This window comes from Sphingomonas aquatilis (assembly GCF_014196115.1).
Taxonomy (GTDB): domain Bacteria; phylum Pseudomonadota; class Alphaproteobacteria; order Sphingomonadales; family Sphingomonadaceae; genus Sphingomonas; species Sphingomonas aquatilis.
Map to the genome: position 1 here is coordinate 686,353 of NZ_JACIDB010000001.1, position 20,854 is coordinate 707,206.

A 20,854-nucleotide genomic window follows, 5' to 3' on the forward strand; every position below is an offset into this window, starting at 1 on the left:
GAGGTGCCGTGGGTTCAATGGCGCGTCAATCGCGGGTGGGCGTGGGAGGGGACTTGTGCGGGCCGTGCGCTCGGCTAGCATCCCGCCGCAAAGGGGATGGATATGCGTCGGATCGCGTTGGGTTTTCTGTTGGCGAGCGCCGTGCTGGCAACGCCGGCCGTCGCGCGTCGGGTCACCGTCGAAGAGGTGCCGCTGGAGCAGGTGCAGGCGCTGATGACCGCGGGCGAGGCGACGAGCGTCGAGGTGACGCGCGCCTATCTCGACCGGATCGCCGCACTCGATCGCGAGGGGCCGGCCCTACGCAGCGTTATCGCGATCAATCCCGACGCGCTGGCGCAGGCGAAGGCGCTGGATGCCGAGCGCAAGGCAGGGCGTATCCGGGGGCCGCTGCATGGCGTGCCGGTGCTGATCAAGGACAATGTCGAAACCGCCGATCGGATGGCGACGACTGCGGGCAGCCTGGCGCTGAAGGACAATGTCACCGGTCGCGACGCGCCGGTGGTGGCGCGGCTGCGCGCGGCGGGGGCGGTGATCCTCGGTAAGACGAACCTGAGCGAATGGGCGAACATCCGATCGACGCACGCGATGAGCGGGTGGAGCGCGGTCGGCGGGTTGGTGAAGAACCCCTATGCGCTGGATCGTACCGCGTGCGGATCCTCGTCCGGCTCGGGCGCGGCGGTGGCGGCGAGCTTCGCCGCGGCGGCGGTAGGGACGGAAACCGACGGGTCGGTCGTGTGCCCGTCGTCGATCAACGGCCTTGTCGGATTGAAGCCGTCGATCGGCCTGGTCAGTCGCACGCATGTGGTGCCGATCAGCCATTCGCAGGACACGCCCGGGCCGATGGCGCGCAGCGTGCGCGACGTGGCGGTGCTGTTTTCGGCGATGGTCGGGCCCGATCCCGCCGATCCGGTGACGGCGGGCGCGGTTCCGCGCGACTATGCGGCGGGGCTGTCGGTCAGCGCGCTGTCGGGGATGCGCGTGGGTGTCATTCGGCCGAAGGACATGCCCGCAGACCTCGCCGCGCGCTACGATGCGGCGCTGGCCGTGCTGACCGCAGCGGGCGCAGTGCTGGTGCCGGTGACGCCACCCAAGCTCGATGGGGTCGGCGATGCCGAGTTCATGGTGCTGAAGACCGAACTGAAGGCCGATCTGAACGCGTACCTCGCGACGACGCCGGCGGCGGTGACGGCACGCGACCTCGACCAGTTGATCGCCTTCAATCGCGATCATGCGACGCAGGAAATGCCGTTCTTCGGGCAGGAGATTTTCGAGATGGCGGCGCAGACCAAAGGCCTGCGCGATCCCGAATATTTGGCGGCGCGGGCGAAATCGCTGAAGGCGGCGAGCGGGGCGATCGACGGCATGCTGACTGCGGCGGGCGCACAGATACTGGTCGAGCCGACCTATGCCGAGGCGTGGCTGAGCGATCCCGTGTATGGCGACCAGTATAACGGACCGTCGTCGTCGGAGCTGCCGGCGATCGCCGGTTATCCCAATCTCACCGTGCCGATGGGGCTGGTGAGGGGACTGCCGGTGGGCTTGTCGTTCATCGCGACGAAGAACGGCGAGGCGACGGTGCTGGGCGCTGGCTATGCCTATGAGCAGCGGGCGAAGGCGCGTGTGGCACCGCGGTATCTCGCGCAGGCGGATGTGGGGGCGGTGCTGGAGGGGAGTCGCTGAGGTCCCGCACCCACCCTACCCCGCGGGTGAGGTGGATTAGGCGCGAAACCGCCTTTCCAGACGCCACTGCCACAGCATCAGCAGCGGCACCGCGCCAAGCTCCATCGCGAATCCGAACACATGCCCCGCTGACGGTGCGCCGACCGCGACCAGCGATACGATCCGGCTGAGGCCTCCTGCGACCACCAGCGCACCCAGCAGGCGGAAGCGGGGGCCCTTGCGCTCGATGCCGGGGATGCACGTCGCGAACGCGATACCGACGGCGAAGAAGATGCCGGAGATGTAGCGGAAATGGCTGTCGAGATCGGTCGGGATCACCGGGGGATGGCCGAGGAAGCCCGGCCCCCGCGCCACGCTCCAGCCACCGACCGACAGCGGTACGAGGCAGGCGAACGCGACTATGATTTGCAGCGCACGGCGCTCCACCGCGGGGCTCACGACAGGATTTCCTTCCGCACGTGGATGGCGCGGAGCGACACGCGCACCTCCCACATGAAGGCGGCGAGGCAACAGGTGAGCAGCGTCACCGCGACGATGAAGCAGAAGGCGATGCCGGTGCCAATATGCAGCCGCGCGATATTGGCGACGAACAGCATCGCAATGACGATGCACGCCATCACCGCGCTCAACACTGCGAGGAACAGCGCCGCGTTGATGATCGACATGCGCTCGTCGAGCAGTTTCAATTCCCAGATGTCGCGCTGTTGATCGCGGCCGCTTTCGGCGATCACCCGTTCTTCCAGCACGCGGGCGCGATCGATGACGCGGGCGAGGCGGCCGGCGAGCACGTTCAGGATCTGTCCGATCGCCGCCAGCATGAAGACGGGCGCGAGCGACAGCTGGATCGTCTGCGCGATCGTGGACACCTGGAGCAACGTGGGCATGGCGCCATCATATCCGGGACGGCGCCGCGGGAAAGGGCCGATCCGTGCCGGGCGGGCAGTTTGTCGATCGGAGGGCCGCGATCGGCGGATTTTCGTTGCCCGCCGCCGATCGAGCGATAGACCCGCGGACGTGCGGCCGCCGATGCGCCTTTCGACGTTCGAACGTCTGCCTCCCGCCGCGCGCGCGCGGATCGACGATGGCCTGTCCGTGGCGATCGACGCGGTGGCGACGCGGGCGGCGCCGACGCACGGCTTCCTGCGCTACGGGTGGTATGCCGCGGCGCTGGACGCTTATGGCGGCAGGGCCCGGACGTTGGTGGTCGAGGAGGAGGGGCGGCCCGCGCTGGCGCTGCCGTTCGTCGGTATCGGGCCGGGGTTCGCGCGCGCGGCGGCGGTGCCGGGCAGCTATTGGCCGTTTCGCAGCTTTCCGCTCGCCGCCGACGCGGGGGAGGCGGTGCTGCGGGTGGCGCTGGCGACGCTGGCGCGCGCCGTCACACTGCTGCGGATCGGACCGGTCTATGACGACGATGCCGCGGTGATGCCGCTGATCGCCGCGGCGCGGGCGCAGGGCTGGGCGGTGCTCGACCGGTTCGTCGCGGACAGCTGGCTGCTCGACATGGCGGCGCGGCAGCAGGAGGGGGCGTGGCCGCGCGGGTCGACGCTGCGCAAGAATCGCTTCCACGAAAAGCATCTCGCGAGCCATGGCGTGCCCGACTGGCGCTTCCTGTCGGGGGCGGACTGGCCGGCGGCATTCGACGATCTGGCGGCGGTGGAGCAGGCGAGCTGGATCGCATCGCGCACCGACGGCCGCGATGCCAAGTTCACACGGCATGGCCATGGCGCCTTCTGGCGCGCGGCGGCGCGGGACCCGGTGCTGGCGCAGCGGATGCGCGCGGCCTTGCTGACCATCGACGGCACGCCTGCGGCCTTTTCGTTCGATCTCGACGCGGGGACGCTGACCTACGCGATCGCGAACAGCTACGACCCCGCCTATGCCAAGCATTCGCCCGGCAAGCTGCTCTATTACCGCAATCTCGTGCAGGCACAGACGCGGGGGATCACGCGGGTCGACTGGGGGGCGGGCGACAGCGGGTACAAGCAGGTGATCGGTGCCGATCGGGGGCCGGCGATCCGCGACTGGTTGCTGGTGCGTCCGGGCGCGCCTGCGCTGGTCGGACGGCTCGCTGCGGCCGCATGGCGGCGATCGGGGCAGTAGACGGAACCCGGCCCCAGCGCGTAGGCGTTGAGGCATCATGTTCGTCTTCCTCGATTTCGAAGCCTCGTCGCTCGCCAAGAAAAGCTATCCGATCGAGGTCGCCTGGGTGTTCGAGGACGGCACCGACGAAAGCCATCTGATCCGCCCGCCGCTGCAATGGTCGGACTGGGATGACGAGGCGGAGGCGATCCATCACATCACGCGCGCCGAGATCGAGGCGAACGGCACGCCGCATGACGTGGTCGCGCAACGGATGATCGACGTGCTCAGCGGCCATGCCCTGTTCGCGAGTGCGCCGTCCTGGGACGGCAAATGGCTGAGCGCGTTACTGCGTGCCGCGAAACAGCCGCGCCACGCGCTGCGGTTGCGCGACAGCGAGGAAGCGCAGCGCGAGACGGCGACCGCGATCCTGCGCGGGGTGGTGCCAGATGTCGAACTGGGGCGGGCGGTGGCCGATGCCGTGGTGCTGGGCGAGGTGCGCGATCATGACGTGCCGGCGCACCGGGCGCTGGCCGACGCGCGCGACGAATGGCGTCGTTGGGGGCTGGTGAAGCGGGCTGCGGAAGAGCGGGCGGGGCGCTGATGGGCGAGGTGGTCAACTTCCGCCGCGCCCGCAAGGCACGGGACCGGGCCGCGGCCGGCAAGGTTGCCGATGCGAACCGCGCGAAGTTCGGGCGGACCAAGGCGGAGCGTGAGGCCGCAGAGGCCGAGGCGGCGCGGATCGAGCGGACGCTGGATGGGGCGAAACTGGAGGATTGAGGAATAGGGCATCGCGCCCACCCTCACCCTTCGCCGCCTTCGGCGGCTCTTCCCTCTCCCATCGGGAGAGAGAGGGAGGCGCCGAAGGCGCCGGAAGGGTGAGGGCAGGTGCTGCGCTCTAACGGCTCACACCCGCCGCCGCACCCTCCACGCCATCACCGCGACCAGCGCGGCCAATCCGAACCAGGTCAGCGCATACACCAGGTGGCTGTTGCGGAACCGCACCACGGTCAGCCCGCCGCGCGGCCACCCGCTCCTGGGTTCGCTCGCATCGATGAAATACGGCGCGACCCGACCCATTCCCCGGCGCGCTGCGATCGCGGCGATGTCACGCGAATACCAGCGGTCCGCCGCCGGGTCGTTCGTGCGCAGGAACGCGCCACCCGGTTCGCTCAGCCGCAACAGGCCACGAACGGATTGCATGGCGGTGGAGGGGGCGATGCCGGTGCGCCGGTCGGCGGGGACGAAGCCGCGGTTGACCAACAGGGTGAAGCCGCGATCGGTATCGAAGGGCGTCATCACCCAGAAGCCGCCGCCCAGTTCCGTCACCGCCTGCACCAGCGTGTCGGCGCCGGTGCGATAATGCCCGCGCACGATGACGGGGCGGTAGACGTCGTCCTTGCCGATGGCGGGCCAGCGCTCGGGGCCGGGTGCAGGCACCGGCGGCTGCGCCAGCATCGTCTCGGTATGCGCGATCAGTGCCAGTTTCCACGTCCGGCGTTCGAGCTGCCAGACGCCCAGTCCGATCAGCGCGGCGATCACGAACAGCAACAGGCCGGTCGTGATCGCGCGCCCACGATTCATGGGGCTACATCGCCCCCATGTCGCCGCCGCTCATGCCCGGCATCATGTTGGCGTTCATATGATACATGACCCACATCGAACCGGCGAGGCAGATCGCCACGATGATGACGGTGAAGATCAGCGCCATCAGCGTCCACCCATTCTCCGACTTGGAGTTCATGTGGAGGAAGTAGATCATGTGGACGACGATCTGCACCAGCGCGAACGCCATGCAGATGCCCGCCGTGATCCGCGCGTCGGCGATGACGCCGCTCATCACCAGCCCGAACGGAATGGCGGTGAGGATCACCGACAGGACGAAGCCGATCACATAATCGCGGCGGGTGCCGTGCGCCTCGCCCGAGGAATGGCCGTGGTCATGGTCATGGCCGTGATCGTGCGCATGATTGTGTGCGTTGTGCGCGCTCATCGCAGCACTCCCAGCAGGTAGACGAAGGTGAAGACGCCGATCCAGATCACGTCGAGGAAGTGCCAGAACAGCGACAGACATTGCAGGCGGCGCTGGTTGGCGGGGATCAGGCCCTTGCGGCCGACCTGTACCATCAGCGTTACCAGCCAGATGATGCCGAAGGTGACGTGCAGGCCGTGCGTGCCGACGAGCGTGAAGAACGACGACAGGAACGCGCTGCGCTGCGGACCGGCGCCCTCGGCGATCAGGTTCGAAAATTCGTAGAGTTCGATGCCCAAGAAGGCGAGGCCGAACAAGCCGGTGATCGCCAGCCACCCTTGCGTGCCCTTCACGTTGCCGTCGTTCATCGACAGCATCGCAAAGCCATAGGTGATCGACGACAGCAGCAGCATCGAGGTGTTGAGCGCCACCAGCGGCAGCTCGAAAATCTCGTGCGGCTGCGGGCCGCCGGCATAGCTGCTGCCGAACACGCCATAGGCCGCGAACAGCATGGCGAAGATCAGGCAGTCGCTCATCAGGTACAGCCAGAAGCCCAGCATGGTGCTGCCGCCGGCGTCATGATGATGTTCGTCGGTCTCATAGAAGACCGGGGCCTGGGTGCCCGGGGGGATGGTCGCTTCGCTCATGGCTCCTCAGGCCCCCAATGCCGGGGTTTGGGCCGGGGTTTGGCCCGGGGTTTGGGTCGGCTGCTGGGCCGCGCGGGCGGCGAGTTGCTGCGTGCGCAGATCCTCGCACGCCGTCACTTCCTCGGCGGGGATGTAATAATCGCGGTCGTAGTTGAAGGTGTGGCCGATGCTGACCGCCACGATCCCGACGAAGGACAGGATGGCGAGCCACCACATGTACCAGATCATCGCGAGGCCGAAGACCACCGCCAGGCCCGCCAGGATCACGCCCGTGCCGGTGTTGCGCGGCATGTGGATGTCGCGGAAGCCGGTGGTCGGGCGCACGGCGTTGTTCGCCTTCATGTCGTACCAGGCGTCGACATCGCGGACGACGGGCGTGAACGCGAAGTTATAGGCCGGCGGCGGCGACGAGGTCGCCCACTCCAGGCTGCGGCCCTGCCACGGGTCGCCGGTCTCGTCGCGCAGGCTGTCGCGATTCTTGATGCTGACGAAGATCTGCATCAGGAACGCGCCGATCCCCACCGCGATCAGCAGCGCGCCGATTGCCGCGACGATGAACCAGATCTGCAACGACGGATCCTCGAAGTGGCGCAGGCGTCGCGTCACACCCATCAGGCCAAGCACGTAGAGCGGCATGAACGCGACGTAGAAGCCGACGACCCAGAACCAGAAGCTGATCGTGCCCCAGAACTTGTCGAGCTTGAAGCCGAACGCCTTCGGGAACCAGAAGTTGATGCCGGCGAACATCCCGAACAGCACGCCGCCGATGATCACGTTGTGGAAGTGCGCGATCAGGAACAGCGAATTGTGCAGCACGAAGTCGGCCGGCGGCACTGCGAGCAGCACGCCGGTCATGCCGCCGATCACGAAGGTGATCATGAACGCGACCGTCCACATCATCGGCAGTTCGAAGCGGATGCGCCCCTTGTACATGGTGAACAGCCAGTTGAAGATCTTCGCGCCCGTCGGGATCGAGATGATCATCGTGGTGATGCCGAAGAACGAATTGACGCTCGCCCCCGACCCCATGGTGAAGAAGTGGTGCAGCCAGACGAGGTACGCCAGGATGGTGATGACCAGCAGCGCATAGACCATCGACGTATAGCCGAACAGCCGCTTGCCGCAGAAGGCGCTGGTGACTTCGCTGAACACGCCGAACGCCGGCAGGATCAGGATGTACACCTCCGGGTGACCCCAGATCCAGATCATGTTCACGTACATCATGGGGTTGCCGCCCATGGTGTTGGTGAAGAAGTGCGTGCCGAGATAGCGATCGAGGCTGAGCAGCGCGAGCACCGCGGTCAGGATCGGGAAGGCGGCGACGATCAGCGTGTTGGTGGCGAGCGCCGACCAGGTGAAGATCGGCATCTTCATCAGCGTCATGCCCGGTGCGCGCATCTTGACGATGGTCGCGAGCAGGTTGACGCCGGATAGCAGGGTGCCGACGCCGGCGACCTGCAACCCCCAGATGTAATAATCCACGCCGACATCGGGCGAATAATCGAGCCCCGACAAGGGTGCCATCGCCAGCCAGCCGGTGCGGGCGAATTCGCCGACGAACAGGCTGACCATGACGATCGCCGCACCCGCGGCCGTCATCCAGAAGCTGAAGTTGTTGAGGAACGGGAACGACACGTCGCGCGCGCCGATCTGCAGCGGCACGACATAGTTCATCAGACCCGTGACGAAGGGCATCGCCACGAAGAAGATCATGATGACGCCGTGCGCGGTGAACACCTGGTCGTAATGGTGCGCGGGCAGGAAGCCTTCGTTGGCGCCGAACGCCATCGCCTGCTGGGCGCGCATCATCAGCGCGTCGGCAAAGCCGCGCAGCAGCATGATGATGCCGAGCACCATGTACATCACGCCGATCTTCTTGTGATCGACGCTGGTGAACCATTCCTTCCAGAGGTAGCCCCACACCTTGAAGTAGGTGAGGGCGCCTAGCACCGCCGCGCCGCCGATCGCGACCATGATGAAGGTCGCGACCAGGATCGGCTCGTGGATCGGGAAGCTGTCGAGCGTCAGGCGCCCGAAGATGGTCTTGAGAAAGCTATCGGACATCATGTCGGTCCTACGAACGGGCCACGGCGGTAACGCCGGGAAGGGGCAGCGGATCGATCGCGGTCATGCTGCGGTTGGCTTCGCTGCCCGGCTGGCTGCTGCCGGGGGCTTGCTGGCGGGGGGCGTTGCGGTGCGGGCTGCTGCCCTTTTCCTCCGGCTCCTTCTGCAGCGCGCCCTTCGAGTCGCTGCCGCGCATGTGGCCGGTGTCGTTGACGGGAGGGGCATGGCCCATATCCATCCCACCGTCCTTCATCATCGTCGCCTGCATGCAGGTTTCACCGGGCTTGGTGCACATGCCGAGGATGCGATCGAACAGGCCGGGCGCGAAGCCGGCGTAGCGGATCGCGGGGACCTTTTCGCTCGGACGCTCCAGCTTCAGGTAGGTCGCATTGTCGAGCTTGCCCTGCGCGCTGCGCGTTTCCGACACCCACTTGGCGAAGCCGGCATCGTCGAAGCCATCGACGGTGAAGCGCATGTCGGAGAAGCCGGCGCCGCTATAGTTGGCTGAAATGCCTTCGAACCGGCCGGGCTTGTTCAGCACGGCGTGCAGCTGCGTCTCCATGCCCGGCATCGTGTAGATCATGCCGGCCATGGTGGGGACGTAGAAGGTGTTCATCACCGACGACGAGGTCATCCGGAACACGATTTGGCGGTTGACGGGCAGGACCAGCTCGTTGACGGTCGCGATGCCCTGTTCGGGATAGATGAACAGCCACTTCCAGTCGAGCGAGACGACCTGGATTTCCAACGGCTTCGCGTTCTTCGCCACCGGCTGGCCGGGCGCAATGCGCGCGAGCGGGCGATAGGGGTCGAGACTGTGCGTGCTGATCCAGGTCAGCGCGCCCAGCGCGATGACGATCAGCAGCGGCGCCGACCAGATGATCAGCTCGAGCCCCGTCGAATGGTCCCAGTTCGGGCGATATTCGGCGTCTTCGTTCGTGTGGCGGTATTTCCACGCGAACAGGACGGTCAGCGCGATCACGGGCACGATGATCAGCAGCATCAGGCCGGTCGACCACAGGATCAGATGGGCCTGTTGCCGCGCGACATCGCCGGCCGGGTTCATCACCACCAGATCGCACCCACCCAGAAGGGCCGGCGCGAGGAGCGCGAGGGCGGCGGTGCGCATGCGCGCCGCGCGGAAGGACGGAAGGGTTCGCATCGTCATTCGCGCTAATCCCGTTCGCTGCACCGCAAAATAGGACATTTTGTCCTATCCCGTCCCCGCCGTTCGCGCGCTAGAAGGTCGTGCGCGCGCTGCGTCCGAAAGGACACGACGTGCGTTGACGACCGGTGGCCGAAAGGCCGTGAGACGACAGGACTGCGATACATGTCAGTGGCTTCCGCCCATTCCGCACCGCTTGAACGCGATGCCCGTGCCGTCAACACGCGGGGCGACCATGAGGTCCGTCCGGGCGAGATCGCGATCGGCGTTATCATCGGCCGCACGTCCGAATTCTTCGACTTCTTCTGTTATGCCATCGCATCGGTCATCGTCTTTCCGGCGCTGGTGTTCCCCTATGTCGACCGGTTGACCGGCACGCTCTGGTCGTTCGCGCTCTTCCCGCTGGCGTTCATCGCACGGCCGATCGGCACGCAGATCTTCATGTGGGTCGACCGCACGTACGGCCGCGGCACGAAGCTGACGATCGCCTTGTTCCTGCTCGGCACGTCGACCGTGTCGCTCGCCTTCCTGCCCGGTTATGAAGAAGTCGGCATCTGGTCGGCGATCCTGCTGTCGCTGTTCCGCATCGGCCAGGGCCTTGCGCTGGGCGGCGCGTGGGACGGCCTTGCCTCGCTGCTCGCGCTCAATGCGCCGGCCGAAAAGCGCGGCTGGTACGCGATGGTGCCGCAGCTCGGCGCGCCGCTCGGCCTGATCGTCGCCAGTGCGCTGTTCGCCTTCTTCCTGTCCAACATGGACATGGGTGATTTCCTGTCGTGGGGCTGGCGCTATCCGTTCTTCGTCGCCTTCGCGCTGAACGTCGTCGCGCTGTTCGCGCGGCTGCGCATCGTCGTGACGCCGGAATATACGCAGCTGTTCAAGACGCGCGAGCTGACCCCAAGCCGCGTGACCGCGACGGTGAAGGCGCAGTGGCGCAACATCATCATCGGTGCCTTCGCACCGCTCGCCAGCTTCGCGCTGTTCCACATGGTGACGGTGTTCCCGCTGTCCTGGGTCGCGCTGTTCACCAAGGAAGACATCGCGCGCTTCCTGGGAATCGAGATCGTCGGCGCCTTCTTCGGGCTGGGCGCGGTCGTCATCTCGGGCCTGCTTGCCGACCGGATCGGGCGGCGTTCGGTGCTGGGCTATACCGCGGCGGCGATCGCGGTGTTCAGCGGCTTTGCCCCGCAGCTGCTGGGCGCGGGCAGCTCGGGTGAGCTTGCGTTCATGATCGGCGGCTTCATCCTGCTCGGCCTCGCCTTCGGCCAGTCGTCGGGCGCAGTGACCAACAACTTCCCCAAGGGTGCGCGCTACACCGGCGCGGCGCTGACGTCGGACCTGGCGTGGCTGTTCGGTGCGGGGTTCGCGCCGCTCGCCGCGCTGGTGCTGGCCAGCGAGTTCGGGCTGATCGCCGCGGGTGGCTATCTGCTGTCGGGTGCGATCGGCACGCTGGTGGCGCTGGGCCTCAACAAGGAACTGGCACGCCGTCTCGACTGATCGACGTCGCTTACAGGATATGCGAGCGCGCGTCGGCTTCTGGCCGGCGCGCGTTTTGCATTTTTGGGCAGGTGGTTAAAGCGGCCGTCGTCACAGCGAGGGCTTAACTTCCCGGTGGCGGCGCTTGGCAAAGGCCGGCGGGGCCCCAGCTTGCGCTGGGGCGACGATGTTTTTGCGAAAGCGTGAAATGCGGCGCCGTCAGTCGATCGCGCGGACCGACAGCACCTCGATCGCATCGTTGCGGCCGCCGAAGGGCAGTACGTCGCCGGGCTCGGCTCCCATGAGGGCGCGCGCGAGCGGTGACTGGAACGACAGCCGGTCGGCCTGCGGTTCCGATTCGTCATCGCCGACGATGCCGATCTCGCGCGTACGACCGCCCATCCGGATCGTTACGATCGTGCCAAAGCCGGCGCTCCCGTCCGCGGGTGCCGGCGTCTCGATCGCGGTCGTACGTCGCGTCTGCCAATAGCGCAAATCACGCCGGATCGCCTCAGCCTGTTCGGTATCGGCGTCGGCCAGTCTGGCTTCCAGGTCGGTTATCTGGCGCTCGATCAAGGCCTTGCCTGCTGCCGTCACCCAATTGGGGCCAGCTGGCAGGGGGCGTTCGAACTTGGGTTCCATATGCTCTTCGTCGCTCTCGCGGCGGAAGGCGACGCTCATCTCATCCTCTCCATCTCTGTCCCACCATCGGACAGGCGGGGCTTAACCACCTTTGCCGCTGGTCCAAATCGTAAACGCGGCGTTAACGCCTTTGCTATGACCAGACGCCTCGTCCTCACCAACGAATCCGCCCGGCATCCTTTCCGTCGCGCGTTGCCGCCGCCGAAGGTGGTCGATCCCCGCAAGAGCGACGACAGCGACTGGAAGCTGTTCCTGCTCAGCTTCGCCGCCTTCTTCACCTGCTTCTATACGTTCCTGTTCTGAACGCCGCGCGCCTGCCTCAGTCGCAGGCGAGATGCAGCCTCTGCGCGATCCATGCGGAGACGAGGCACATGGCGGCGACCAGGAAGAGCATATCGACCGCCTGAACGCCCGCGACGTTGATCCCGATCGCGGCGATCGAACCCAGCGTCATCGCGCCCGAGTTGACGACGTTGTTCGCCGCCACGGTGCGCGCGGTCTGGTCCTTCTCCACGGTCGTCGTCAGGAAGGCGTAGAGCGGCACGACGAACATCCCGCCCGTGGTCGCAATGGCGAGCAGGGTGAGCATGATCGGGATGGCGCGCGGCTGGGCGACGAATTGCGCCCAGTCGTAGAAATGGCCGGGAGCCGCCGGCGTCCAGCCGCGGCACAGGAACGAGAATAGCACGACGAACGCGCCCATCGCGATCACCGATACCGGTGAATAGCGCGCGCTGATCCGCCCCTTCAGCATCGTGTTGATGACCACGGAGCCGATCGCGACGCCGACCGAGAAGATCGCGATCGCGCCGCTCGCCACGCGCTCGTCGGCGGTCAGCACGTTCTTCACCAGCGGCGGGAAGATGATGATGAGCACCGACCCGATCGTCCAGAAGAAGCTGATCGCGCAAATCGCCAGGAACAGCCGCGGGATGTGCATCGTCGTGCGGATCAGGCGGAACGAGGCGGTGAAGGGGTTGTAGTTGAGCTTCAGTCGCGGCCCCTCGCGCGGCGCGGGCGGCACCGCGCGGGCGGTGATCCAGCCGATGCCGGCAATGACGAGGACGAGGATCGCCGCGCCCTCGATCGGCACCCAGCCCGCCATGATCGTACCCATCAGGATGGCGAGATACGTGCCCGCTTCGACGAGGCCGGTGCCGCCGAGGACGTCGTGCGCCTTCAGATGCTGCGGCAGGATGGCGTATTTGATCGGGCCGAAGAAGGTCGAATGGACGCCCAGGAACAGCACCGCGCCCAGCATCAGGCCGATGCCGACATGCGGATAGCCCGCGCGGGCCACCATCAGGCCGCCCGCGCCGAGCAGCATGATGCCGATTTCCGCGGTCTTCACGATGCGGATGATGCGCGCCTTGTCGTGGCTGTCGGCGAGCTGACCTGCCAGCGCGGAGAGCAGGAAAAAGGGCAGGATCGCGATGCCGGTGGCGACCGCGTTGAAGATCGTTTCCACCTTCGGATCGTTGAAGATCGCATAGGTCGCGAACAGCACCATCGACGTCTTGAACAGATTGTCGTTGAAGGCGCCCAGGAACTGCGTCGTGAAGAGGGGCAGGAAGCGGCGCTGCTTCAGCAACCCCAAAGCATTGATCATGCGGAACACGGCCTTCGATCGTGGCAGGATTGCGGCGGGCATAGCCCAGTGGCGGCGCGACGCCAACCGGGGTTGGGTGGGCGGGTGCTTCCCCGCAAAGGTCGTCATTCCCGCGAAGGCGGGAATCCAGAACCTCTGACGCTGCGGCTCCATCGATATGGTAGCGCGTCTGGATTCCCGCCTGCGCGGGAATGACGGTTGAGGAGCGCGCTCGCACATGTTTCGCAGCTCAATGCAAAACATCATTACTTCCCGGCCCGCAGCGGGTTAGGAGAGACCCACGATGCTGACCTTGCCCAATCTTCTGACGCTGTCGCGGATCGTCGCGGTGCCGTTGCTCGTCGCCTTTCTGTGGTGGCCGCGGTGGGAGGCGGGCTTTGCCATCGCCTTCGCGCTCTACTGCCTGATGGGGATCACCGACTATTTCGACGGCTACCTTGCGCGCGCGCAAGGGGCGGTGTCGAAGCTGGGCGTCTTCCTCGATCCGATCGCGGACAAGATCATGGTCGCGGCGGTCATCCTGATGCTGGTGGGCACGCGGCACGACGACAGCGCGCTGATCACCGGGGTGCATCTGATCGCGGCGCTGATCATCCTGCTGCGCGAGATCGCGGTATCCGGGCTGCGGGAGTTTCTGGCCGGGCTGCAGGTGTCGCTGCCGGTGTCGAAGCTGGCCAAGTGGAAGACGACGCTGCAACTCGTCGCCTTCGGCGCGCTGATCCTCGCGGGGGCTCTGCCGGCGCAGGTGTGGATCAAGGTCGCTGGCCTCGGCTGTTTGTGGGGCGCGGCGGTGCTGACGCTGGTGACGGGCTGGGACTACCTGCGCGTCGGCCTGAAGCACATGGACTGAGCGCGATGCGGATCGACATGCTGTATTTCGCCTGGGTCCGAGAGGGCATGGGCCGAGCGAGCGAGACCGTGGACGCGCCGGACACGCTGGCGAGCGTCGCCGATCTGGTCGACTGGCTGGCGGCGCGTGACGATGCCTCCGCCGCGGCGCTGACCGATCGCGCGCGGTTGCGGGCGGCGGTGGATCAGGCGTTCGTGACGCTCGACGCGCCGATCGCCGGCGCGCGCGAGGTGGCGCTGTTCCCGCCGGTGACGGGCGGATGATCCGCGTCCACGTCTCGCCCACGCCGATCGATCTGGCGGCGGAGATGGCCGGAGTCGAACGCGCGGATGGTGCCGGGGCGGTCGCGACCTTCACTGGCCTCGTGCGAAGCGACGATGGCGTGGGGACGCTGGAGCTGGAGCATTATCCCGGCGCGACCGAGGCTGCGCTGACGCGGCTGGCGGAGGAGGCGACTTCGCGCTGGGCGCTGGGCGCGGCGACGATCGTGCACCGCGTCGGGCCGATGGCGCCGGGCGAGCGGATCGTGTTCGTGGCGGCGGCTGCGCCGCACCGCGCGGCGGCACTGGACGCGTGCGCCTATCTGATCGACCGGCTGAAGACCGATGCGCCGTTCTGGAAGCGCGAGACCCGCGGCGGCGAGGCGCGCTGGGTGGAGGCCCGCGATAGTGACGCCGACGCGGCGGCGCGGTGGAGCGAGCGTTAGAGCCGCTCTGTCATTCCCGCGGAGGTGGGGATCCATCAGCTCCGACGTTTCGACCTGAGCCGTGGCGGTAGCGCGTCTGGATTCCCGCCTTCGCGGGAATGACGGAGTGGGTGGGCGTCGGAGATTTACGGCAGCCGCGGCACCAGCACGCCGTTGACGACGTGGATCACGCCGTTCGCCTGCGCGACATCCGCCGCCTCGACATAGCTGCGATTGCCGCTGGCGCTGGTCAGCGTGATGACGTCGCCGGTCATCGTCGCGGTCAACGGCTGGCCGCCGAGCGTCGTCAGCGTCGCGCGGCCGCCGCCTGCTGCAATGCGCGCCTCCAGCTGCTCGGTGGTCATGGTGCCGGGGACGATATGGTAGCGCAGGAGTGCTACCAGCGTCGGCCGGTTCTCCGGTGCGAGCAGATCGCCTGCGATGCCGGGCGCCAAGCGGGTGAAGGCCATGTCGGTCGGCGCGAACAGCGTGTAGGGGCCGTTGCCCGCCAGAAGCGGATCGAGTTCGGCGACGCGTAGCTCCCGCGCGAGTGTGGTGAGGCCGGGCGTCTTTGCGATCGACTGGGCGATCGTCGCTTCCGACTCCATCCGGCTGGGATCGACCGCCACCGGTGCCGGAGCGGATACGACGGGCGGTGGCGCGACCACGGGCGCGGTGGCGGGCGGCACGCAGCCGGCAAGGCTGGCGAGCAGGACGGACGGGCCGAGCCGGCGGATCGATCGGGCGTTGGGTCGGGTCACGCGCACTCCTGTAATTCTCGGCCCTTACCGGGCTTTGGCCAGTGCCTCGGCAAGCAGCTGGAAATCCTTTTCGCGCGGGGACGCGCGGCGCCAGACCAATGCGATACGCCGCACCGCATTGTCGGCGTCCAGCGGTTTGGCGACGATATTGGTGTGATCGAGGATGCCCGCCTTCAGCGCCATTTCGGGCAGCATCGTCATGCCCAGACCGTTGTCGACCATCTGGACGATCGTGTGCAGCGAGGTGCCGAGCATCGTCGCTTCCGCGCGCAATTCCGGGCGGTTGCATGCCGAGAGGGCATGGTCCTTCAGGCAATGGCCGTCTTCGAGCAGCAGCAGGCGGGTCTCGTCGATCAGCGCGGCGGGCACGGCGGGCGGGTCCGACGGCATGTCCTGCGGCTGATAGGCAACGAACAACCGGTCGTCGAACAGGGGCTGGCTGGCGACGTCGCCGCACGCGAAGGGCAAAGCGAGCAGCACGCAATCGGTGCGACCATTGTGCAAGCCCTCGCATGCGGCACCTGAGGGCTCTTCGCGCAGGAATAGCTTGAGGTCAGGATAGTCGCGACGCAGGCGGGGCAGGATGTGGGGCAGCATGAACGGCGCGATCGTCGGGATCACGCTCATCCGCATCTCGCCCGACAGCGGGCGGCCAGCGGCGCGCGCGATATCCCCCAATTCCTCCGCTTCGCGCAGCACGCGGCGCGCCTTGTCGGCGATCCGGTCGCCCAGCGGTGTGAAGCGGACGACACGGCGGGTGCGTTCGACGAGGGTGACGCCGATCAGCGTTTCGAGCTCACGCAGGCCCGCCGACAGTGTCGACTGAGTGACGAAGCACGCCTCGGCCGCGCGGCCGAAATGGCCATGGTCCTTCAGCGCGACGAGATATTGCAGCTGTTTGAGCGTGGGGAGGTAGGTCGCCGCCATGGCCCGGCGAGATAGGGGGTGGGGGAGGGGGATGCCAGTCCTAAGTCTGGCGGGTTGGCTGGCGTGGCGGCGGCCCAATACCAACCGTCACCCCGGACTCGTTCCGGGGTCCACCGGGCGGCAAGGGGATGGCAAGAGGCTCCAGCCCTCCCCCCGCGGCTCCGTGGACCCCGGAACGAGTCCGGGGTGACGGGTTTTGCCGGACGATCGTTTCGCCCGGGGATTACTCCGCCGCTTCTTCCCAGTCGCGCGTCTCTTCCACCGGCATGCGGATCAGGTGATCGAAGGCCGACAGCGCCGCCTTCGACCCTTCGCCCATGGCGATCACGATCTGCTTGTACGGCACGGTCGTCACGTCGCCGGCCGCGAAGATGCCGGGCTGCGAAGTGTGGCCGCGGTGGTCGATTTCGATTTCGCCGCGCGGCGACAGCGCCACGGTTCCCGCCAGCCATTCGGTGTTGGGGACGAGGCCGATCTGCACGAAGATACCGGCAAGATCGACCCGATGTACCGCTTCGCTATTCCGGTCGCGGTAGGAGAGAGCGACGACCTTGTCGCCATCGCCATGGACTTCCGTCGTCAGCGCAGAGGTAAGGACGGTGACGTTGGCGAGGCTGCGCAGCTTGCGCTGGAGCACGGCGTCGGCGCGCAATTCGCTGTCATATTCGATCAGCGTGACGTGCGCGACGATGCCGGCAAGGTCGATCGCCGCTTCGACGCCCGAATTGCCGCCGCCGATCACCGCCACGCGCTTGCCCTTGAAGAGCGGACCGTCGCAATGCGGGCAATAAGCGACGCCCTTGTTGCGGTATTCCGCCTCGCCCGGCACGTTCATCGTGCGCCAGCGCGCGCCGGTCGACAGGATGACGGTGCGCGCCTTCAGCGACGCGCCGTTTTCCAGCACGACTTCGTGCAGGCCATCGGCGCCCGCCGGCACCAGCTTTTCCGCGCGCTGCAGGTTCATGATGTCGACGTCATAGTCGCGCACGTGGCGTTCGAGCTCGGAGGCGAGCTTCGGGCCTTCGGTGTGCGGCACCGAGATGAAATTCTCGATCCCCATCGTATCGAGCACCTGCCCGCCGAAGCGTTCCGCGGCGATGCCGGTGCGGATGCCCTTGCGCGCGGTGTAGATCGCCGCGGCGGCACCAGCGGGGCCGCCACCGACGACGAGGACGTCGAACGGGTCCTTCGCCCCGATCTTTTCGGCCGCGCGTGCGGAGGCGCCGGTGTCGAGCTTGGCGACGATCTGTTCCAGCTCCATCCGGCCCTGGCCGAAGGGTTCGCCGTTCAGGAATACGGTGGGCACCGCCATCACCTTGCGGCTGGCGACCTCATCCTGAAACAGCGCGCCATCGATCGCGGTGTGCGTCACGCGCGGGTTGAGGACCGCCATCAGGTTCAGCGCCTGCACGACGTCGGGGCAATTGGCGCAGGACAGCGAGAAATAGGTTTCGAAATGATAGTCGCCGTCGAGCGCCACGACCTGCTCGATCAGGTCCTGCGCCGCCTTCGACGGGTGGCCGCCGACCTGGAGCAGCGCGAGCACCAGCGAGGTGAATTCGTGGCCCATCGGCAGGCCGGCGAAGCGGACGCCGATGTCCGTGCCGGCGCGTCGGATCAGGAAGCTGGGGGTGCGGTCGTCATCGCCGGTGGTGACGCTGACCTTGTCCGACAGCGCGGCGATCTCGTCGAGCAGCTCGCGCATCTGCTGCGACTTGGCGTCCTGCCCCAGGCTCGCGACCAGCTCCACAGGGAAGCGGACGTGAACCAGATAGGCTTTGAGCTGCTGCGTCAGATTGGCGTCGAGCATGGGAGGCTCCCGAAAGGAATGACTCTACGTAAAAAGCGAACGGCCCGAGGCGGATGGTCCGCCCCGGGCCGCGCGTGCCGTGGCCCCGGGGGGCAGCCGGCTTAGATCTTACCGACGAGGTCCAGGCTGGGGGCGAGCGTTTCTTCGCCCTCTTCCCACTTCGCCGGGCAGACTTCGCCCGGATGCGCGGCGATATACTGCGCGGCCTTGATCTTGCGCAGCAGTTCGGCGGCGTTGCGGCCGACGCCTTCCGACGTCACTTCGATCAGCTGGATCACGCCGTCGGGATCGATCACGAACGTGCCGCGATCGGCCAGGCCCTGGCCTTCGCGCAGAATCTCGAAGTTGTTGCTGATCGCGTGATTCTGGTCGCCCAGCATATAATAGTTGATCTTGCCGATTGCGGGCGAGCTGTCGTGCCACGCCTTGTGGCTGAAGTGGGTGTCGGTCGACACGCTGTACACCTCGACGCCCATCTTCTGGAGCGTGGGATATACGTCGGCGAGGTCTTCCAGTTCGGTCGGGCAGACGAACGTGAAGTCGGCCGGATAGAAGAAGAACACCGCCCACTTGCCGAGCACGTCGGTGTCGCTGACCGACACGAACTTGCCTTCCTTGTAGGCTTGCGTGGTGAAGGGCTTCAGCTTGCTGCCGATGAGGGCCATGGGTCGTCTCCGTTGAATGGTGTGGAGCCGATATAGGCGATCATGCTGCAATGCAAAATTGATCTGTTTGCGCCGCATGATCGATGTGATCGATTAATACGAGGGCGCTGGCATCTTTCTACCGCAAGCCCGAGCGTATCACTTTGCAAGTGCAGAATAAATCGACCAGGCGCTGGTGAGGGTCAGCAACACGCCGACCAGCGCCATCAGGTGGCGGGTGGGGACACGCTTGGCGAGAATGCCGCCGAACGGCGCCGCGACGAGGCCGCCGATGAGGAGGCCGAGCGTGTGCAATGTGAAGGCGGACCAGCCGAGCACGGAGAAAAAGGTGACCGAGGCGGTGGCGGTGAGGAAAAATTCCGCCGTGTTGACCGTGCCGATCGTGTGGCGCGGCGTCGCGCCCTGAATCAGCAGGTTGGAGGTGACGACCGGACCCCAGCCGCCACCGCCCGCGGCATCGAGGAAACCGCCGACCAAGCCGAGCGGCGCGACGACGCGAGGTTTGCGCGGCTTGATCTCGCCACCGACCGCGCGGAACAGCAGGTACAGGCCGATGCACGCGAGATAGGCCATGACGAACGGCTTGGCGGCCGAGGCGTCGATCGTGCTGAGCAACGTCGCGCCGGCCACCGCGCCGATCATGCCGGGGATGACGAGCCGGCGGAACAGCTTCCAGTCGACATTGCGGTGTACGACGTGGCTGACGCCCGACGCGGCGGTGGTGAACGTTTCGACCGCATGGACGCTGGCGGAGGCGACCGCGGGCGGCACACCCATCACCGTCACCAGCAAAGTCGAGTTGATGACGCCGAACGCCATGCCGAGCGCGCCGTCGATGACCTGCGCCGCAAAGCCGATCGCGATGAACGGCAGCACCTGGGACCAGTCGATCGCAGTCAGAAAATCAGGCATCGCAGGCGGTAACTCCCGGCGCCCGGCAAAGACGCATTGGCCGCATCGTGCCCGCTGTGGCCAATTCCCACAACAAAGCTGGGCTTTGCCGCCCCCAAGCCGCGGGGCCTCTGCCGACGGCTCTGCGGTGGAACCATGGAAATTACGCCGCCGAAGCGTTACATGCAGCGGATGACGAGCCGGAAGGGCAAGGGGAAGTAAAGGATGTTCGGACGGCTTGCCGCCTATCTCGATTCGATCCGGGCGCGTGATCCGGCCCCGCATTCGCGCGCCGAGATCCTGCTGTATCCGGGCGTCTGGGCGCTGGGCCTGCACCGCGTCGCGCACGCTTTGTACGGGCGGCGGTTGTTCTTCCTGGCGCGGGCGGTCAATCATTTCGCGCGGGCATGGACCGCGATCGATATCCATCCGGGCGCGACGATCGGTCGCAATTTCTTCATCGACCATGGTTTCGTCGTGATCGGCGAGACGGCGGAAATCGGCGACGACGTCACCATCTATCAGTGCGTGACGCTGGGCGGGACCAGCCCCGACAATGGCGTCGCAGGCAAGCGCCACCCGACGCTCGCCGATGGCGTGATCATCGGATCGGGCGCGCAGGTGCTGGGACCGATCCTGGTGGGGCCTTGCGCGCGCGTCGGTGCCAATGCGGTGGTGACGCGCGACGTGCCGGCCGGTGCGGTGATGGTGGGCATCCCGGCGCGGCCGACGATGGTGGAGGGCGGCGCGGCCGAAGCGCCGTCGCGCTTCGTGCCCTATGGCACGCCGTGCAGCGAGATGTTCGATCCGGCGACGCAGAAGATCGAGATGATGCGCTGCGAGCTGGAATCGATGCGCAAGCGGCTGGACGCGCTGCTCGCCGAACGGGCGGACGACGCCGCGCCGCAGGCGGAGCGTGACAGAGCGTGATGGG

General features: G+C 66.8%; 24 protein-coding genes. 10 read left to right on the forward strand and 14 right to left on the reverse strand.

Translation table 11 applies throughout. From position 1 onward, the window contains the following. Positions 1–96 precede the first annotated feature (96 nt). The gene (locus tag GGR47_RS03185) at positions 97–1,680 is read left to right on the forward strand and encodes an amidase (protein ID WP_183949429.1); all 1,584 of its coding nucleotides are present in this window, start codon (positions 97–99) and stop codon (positions 1,678–1,680) included. Positions 1,681–1,716: 36 nt separating this feature from the next. Here GGR47_RS03185 and GGR47_RS03190 read toward each other — a convergent pair whose 3' ends face one another. Together GGR47_RS03190 and GGR47_RS03195 are read right to left on the reverse strand one after the other, a co-directional pair. Further along, positions 1,717–2,118 carry a DUF4345 domain-containing protein gene (locus GGR47_RS03190; RefSeq protein ID WP_147036437.1) on the reverse strand — a complete coding sequence of 134 codons (402 nt, stop codon included), beginning with the start codon at positions 2,116–2,118 and terminating at the stop codon, positions 1,717–1,719. Next, the gene (locus GGR47_RS03195) at positions 2,115–2,564 is read right to left on the reverse strand and encodes a DUF2721 domain-containing protein (RefSeq protein WP_017977902.1); all 450 of its coding nucleotides are present in this window, start codon (positions 2,562–2,564) and stop codon (positions 2,115–2,117) included. Before GGR47_RS03195 ends, GGR47_RS03190 begins: the two co-directional genes overlap by 4 nt. 142 nt (positions 2,565–2,706) lie before the next feature. Here GGR47_RS03195 and GGR47_RS03200 point away from each other — a divergent pair, with 142 nt between their 5' ends. Genes GGR47_RS03200 through GGR47_RS03210 form a run of 3 tightly spaced genes read left to right on the forward strand, consistent with a single transcriptional unit; the run spans position 2,707 to position 4,539 of the window. Next, complete coding sequence (locus GGR47_RS03200) at positions 2,707–3,780, forward strand: GNAT family N-acetyltransferase (protein ID WP_147036436.1); 1,074 nt, start codon at positions 2,707–2,709, stop codon at positions 3,778–3,780. A gap of 37 nt (positions 3,781–3,817) precedes the next feature. Next, positions 3,818–4,363 (forward strand): 3'-5' exonuclease, encoded by a 546-nt coding sequence (locus GGR47_RS03205; RefSeq protein WP_147036435.1) that lies wholly within the window; start codon positions 3,818–3,820, stop codon positions 4,361–4,363. Further along, positions 4,363–4,539, forward strand: a complete 177-nt coding sequence (locus GGR47_RS03210) for a DUF4169 family protein (protein ID WP_147036434.1) — start codon at positions 4,363–4,365, stop codon at positions 4,537–4,539. The genes GGR47_RS03205 and GGR47_RS03210 overlap by 1 nt, the downstream gene beginning before the upstream one ends. A gap of 126 nt (positions 4,540–4,665) precedes the next feature. Here the strand turns inward: GGR47_RS03210 and GGR47_RS03215 are convergent, their stop codons facing one another. From GGR47_RS03215 to cyoA, 5 genes are read right to left on the reverse strand one after another with little or no spacing between them, the layout of a single operon-like run. Beyond that, entirely contained in the window at positions 4,666–5,343 is a 678-nt protein-coding gene (locus GGR47_RS03215; RefSeq protein WP_147036433.1) for an SURF1 family protein, read from the reverse strand. 4 nt (positions 5,344–5,347) lie between these two features. Further along, entirely contained in the window at positions 5,348–5,752 is a 405-nt protein-coding gene (gene cyoD / locus GGR47_RS03220) for a cytochrome o ubiquinol oxidase subunit IV (protein WP_147036432.1), read from the reverse strand. Continuing rightward, a complete protein-coding gene (cyoC, locus tag GGR47_RS03225; protein WP_017977908.1) occupies positions 5,749–6,378 on the reverse strand; it encodes a cytochrome o ubiquinol oxidase subunit III in 630 nt (209 codons plus the stop codon). Before cyoC ends, cyoD begins: the two co-directional genes overlap by 4 nt. Positions 6,379–6,384: 6 nt before the next feature. Next, positions 6,385–8,445 (reverse strand): cytochrome o ubiquinol oxidase subunit I, encoded by a 2,061-nt coding sequence (cyoB, locus tag GGR47_RS03230; protein ID WP_147036431.1) that lies wholly within the window; start codon positions 8,443–8,445, stop codon positions 6,385–6,387. 7 nt (positions 8,446–8,452) lie between these two features. Continuing rightward, positions 8,453–9,571, reverse strand: a complete 1,119-nt coding sequence (cyoA, locus tag GGR47_RS03235) for a ubiquinol oxidase subunit II (protein WP_147036438.1) — start codon at positions 9,569–9,571, stop codon at positions 8,453–8,455. A gap of 201 nt (positions 9,572–9,772) precedes the next feature. Between cyoA and GGR47_RS03240 the strand changes: the two genes are divergently transcribed. After that, a complete protein-coding gene (locus GGR47_RS03240; protein WP_020486401.1) occupies positions 9,773–11,101 on the forward strand; it encodes an MFS transporter in 1,329 nt (442 codons plus the stop codon). 198 nt (positions 11,102–11,299) lie between these two features. Here GGR47_RS03240 and GGR47_RS03245 read toward each other — a convergent pair whose 3' ends face one another. Continuing rightward, positions 11,300–11,761 carry a GreA/GreB family elongation factor gene (locus GGR47_RS03245; RefSeq protein ID WP_147036430.1) on the reverse strand — a complete coding sequence of 154 codons (462 nt, stop codon included), beginning with the start codon at positions 11,759–11,761 and terminating at the stop codon, positions 11,300–11,302. A 96-nt stretch (positions 11,762–11,857) separates the two neighbouring features. Here GGR47_RS03245 and GGR47_RS03250 point away from each other — a divergent pair, with 96 nt between their 5' ends. Continuing rightward, the gene (locus GGR47_RS03250) at positions 11,858–12,025 is read left to right on the forward strand and encodes a hypothetical protein (RefSeq protein ID WP_017977913.1); all 168 of its coding nucleotides are present in this window, start codon (positions 11,858–11,860) and stop codon (positions 12,023–12,025) included. Between the two features lie 16 nt (positions 12,026–12,041). On the opposite strand, the gene GGR47_RS03255 is transcribed toward GGR47_RS03250, so the two are convergent. Further along, a complete protein-coding gene (locus GGR47_RS03255; RefSeq protein WP_167509748.1) occupies positions 12,042–13,331 on the reverse strand; it encodes an MFS transporter in 1,290 nt (429 codons plus the stop codon). 283 nt (positions 13,332–13,614) lie between these two features. On the opposite strand from GGR47_RS03255, the gene pgsA reads away from it, so the two are divergent. From pgsA to GGR47_RS03270, 3 genes are read left to right on the forward strand one after another with little or no spacing between them, the layout of a single operon-like run. Next, positions 13,615–14,181 (forward strand): CDP-diacylglycerol--glycerol-3-phosphate 3-phosphatidyltransferase, encoded by a 567-nt coding sequence (gene pgsA / locus GGR47_RS03260; protein WP_063688019.1) that lies wholly within the window; start codon positions 13,615–13,617, stop codon positions 14,179–14,181. A 5-nt stretch (positions 14,182–14,186) separates the two neighbouring features. Continuing rightward, positions 14,187–14,444 (forward strand): molybdopterin converting factor subunit 1, encoded by a 258-nt coding sequence (gene moaD, locus GGR47_RS03265; RefSeq protein WP_043059428.1) that lies wholly within the window; start codon positions 14,187–14,189, stop codon positions 14,442–14,444. Continuing rightward, on the forward strand, positions 14,441–14,887 hold the full coding sequence (locus GGR47_RS03270) for a molybdenum cofactor biosynthesis protein MoaE (protein WP_147036428.1): 447 nt from the start codon (positions 14,441–14,443) through the stop codon (positions 14,885–14,887). Before moaD ends, GGR47_RS03270 begins: the two co-directional genes overlap by 4 nt. 125 nt (positions 14,888–15,012) lie before the next feature. Here the strand turns inward: GGR47_RS03270 and GGR47_RS03275 are convergent, their stop codons facing one another. The 5 genes from GGR47_RS03275 to GGR47_RS03295 all read right to left on the reverse strand — a co-directional run bounded on the left by GGR47_RS03275 (position 15,013) and on the right by GGR47_RS03295 (position 19,941). After that, the gene (locus GGR47_RS03275; protein ID WP_244305094.1) at positions 15,013–15,627 is read right to left on the reverse strand and encodes a fasciclin domain-containing protein; all 615 of its coding nucleotides are present in this window, start codon (positions 15,625–15,627) and stop codon (positions 15,013–15,015) included. Between the two features lie 24 nt (positions 15,628–15,651). Further along, a complete protein-coding gene (locus GGR47_RS03280) occupies positions 15,652–16,554 on the reverse strand; it encodes a hydrogen peroxide-inducible genes activator (protein ID WP_147036426.1) in 903 nt (300 codons plus the stop codon). Positions 16,555–16,777: 223 nt separating this feature from the next. Then, on the reverse strand, positions 16,778–18,364 hold the full coding sequence (ahpF, locus tag GGR47_RS03285) for an alkyl hydroperoxide reductase subunit F (RefSeq protein ID WP_147036425.1): 1,587 nt from the start codon (positions 18,362–18,364) through the stop codon (positions 16,778–16,780). Between the two features lie 101 nt (positions 18,365–18,465). Further along, on the reverse strand, positions 18,466–19,029 hold the full coding sequence (gene ahpC, locus GGR47_RS03290; RefSeq protein ID WP_063688025.1) for an alkyl hydroperoxide reductase subunit C: 564 nt from the start codon (positions 19,027–19,029) through the stop codon (positions 18,466–18,468). Between the two features lie 138 nt (positions 19,030–19,167). Then, on the reverse strand, positions 19,168–19,941 hold the full coding sequence (locus tag GGR47_RS03295) for a sulfite exporter TauE/SafE family protein (protein WP_147036424.1): 774 nt from the start codon (positions 19,939–19,941) through the stop codon (positions 19,168–19,170). A gap of 204 nt (positions 19,942–20,145) precedes the next feature. Here GGR47_RS03295 and epsC point away from each other — a divergent pair, with 204 nt between their 5' ends. Beyond that, positions 20,146–20,850 (forward strand): serine O-acetyltransferase EpsC, encoded by a 705-nt coding sequence (gene epsC / locus GGR47_RS03300; RefSeq protein ID WP_147036423.1) that lies wholly within the window; start codon positions 20,146–20,148, stop codon positions 20,848–20,850. Positions 20,851–20,854: the final 4 nt, after the last annotated feature.

Excerpts from the sequence above, each read along its gene's own strand:
- GGR47_RS03185 (WP_183949429.1), top strand. The coding sequence starts at position 97 with ATGGATATGCGTCGGATCGCGTTGGGTTTTCTGTTGGCGAGCGCCGTG.
- GGR47_RS03195 (WP_017977902.1), bottom strand. The coding sequence starts at position 2,564 with ATGCCCACGTTGCTCCAGGTGTCCACGATCGCGCAGACGATCCAGCTG.
- GGR47_RS03200 (WP_147036436.1), top strand. The coding sequence starts at position 2,707 with ATGCGCCTTTCGACGTTCGAACGTCTGCCTCCCGCCGCGCGCGCGCGG.
- GGR47_RS03205 (WP_147036435.1), top strand. The coding sequence starts at position 3,818 with ATGTTCGTCTTCCTCGATTTCGAAGCCTCGTCGCTCGCCAAGAAAAGC.
- GGR47_RS03210 (WP_147036434.1), top strand. The coding sequence starts at position 4,363 with ATGGGCGAGGTGGTCAACTTCCGCCGCGCCCGCAAGGCACGGGACCGG.
- GGR47_RS03215 (WP_147036433.1), bottom strand. The coding sequence starts at position 5,343 with ATGAATCGTGGGCGCGCGATCACGACCGGCCTGTTGCTGTTCGTGATC.
- cyoD (WP_147036432.1), bottom strand. The coding sequence starts at position 5,752 with ATGAGCGCGCACAACGCACACAATCATGCGCACGATCACGGCCATGAC.
- cyoC (WP_017977908.1), bottom strand. The coding sequence starts at position 6,378 with ATGAGCGAAGCGACCATCCCCCCGGGCACCCAGGCCCCGGTCTTCTAT.
- cyoB (WP_147036431.1), bottom strand. The coding sequence starts at position 8,445 with ATGATGTCCGATAGCTTTCTCAAGACCATCTTCGGGCGCCTGACGCTC.
- cyoA (WP_147036438.1), bottom strand. The coding sequence starts at position 9,571 with ATGCGCACCGCCGCCCTCGCGCTCCTCGCGCCGGCCCTTCTGGGTGGG.
- GGR47_RS03240 (WP_020486401.1), top strand. The coding sequence starts at position 9,773 with ATGTCAGTGGCTTCCGCCCATTCCGCACCGCTTGAACGCGATGCCCGT.
- GGR47_RS03245 (WP_147036430.1), bottom strand. The coding sequence starts at position 11,761 with ATGAGCGTCGCCTTCCGCCGCGAGAGCGACGAAGAGCATATGGAACCC.
- GGR47_RS03250 (WP_017977913.1), top strand. The coding sequence starts at position 11,858 with ATGACCAGACGCCTCGTCCTCACCAACGAATCCGCCCGGCATCCTTTC.
- GGR47_RS03255 (WP_167509748.1), bottom strand. The coding sequence starts at position 13,331 with ATGATCAATGCTTTGGGGTTGCTGAAGCAGCGCCGCTTCCTGCCCCTC.
- pgsA (WP_063688019.1), top strand. The coding sequence starts at position 13,615 with ATGCTGACCTTGCCCAATCTTCTGACGCTGTCGCGGATCGTCGCGGTG.
- moaD (WP_043059428.1), top strand. The coding sequence starts at position 14,187 with ATGCGGATCGACATGCTGTATTTCGCCTGGGTCCGAGAGGGCATGGGC.
- GGR47_RS03270 (WP_147036428.1), top strand. The coding sequence starts at position 14,441 with ATGATCCGCGTCCACGTCTCGCCCACGCCGATCGATCTGGCGGCGGAG.
- GGR47_RS03280 (WP_147036426.1), bottom strand. The coding sequence starts at position 16,554 with ATGGCGGCGACCTACCTCCCCACGCTCAAACAGCTGCAATATCTCGTC.
- ahpF (WP_147036425.1), bottom strand. The coding sequence starts at position 18,364 with ATGCTCGACGCCAATCTGACGCAGCAGCTCAAAGCCTATCTGGTTCAC.
- ahpC (WP_063688025.1), bottom strand. The coding sequence starts at position 19,029 with ATGGCCCTCATCGGCAGCAAGCTGAAGCCCTTCACCACGCAAGCCTAC.
- GGR47_RS03295 (WP_147036424.1), bottom strand. The coding sequence starts at position 19,941 with ATGCCTGATTTTCTGACTGCGATCGACTGGTCCCAGGTGCTGCCGTTC.
- epsC (WP_147036423.1), top strand. The coding sequence starts at position 20,146 with ATGTTCGGACGGCTTGCCGCCTATCTCGATTCGATCCGGGCGCGTGAT.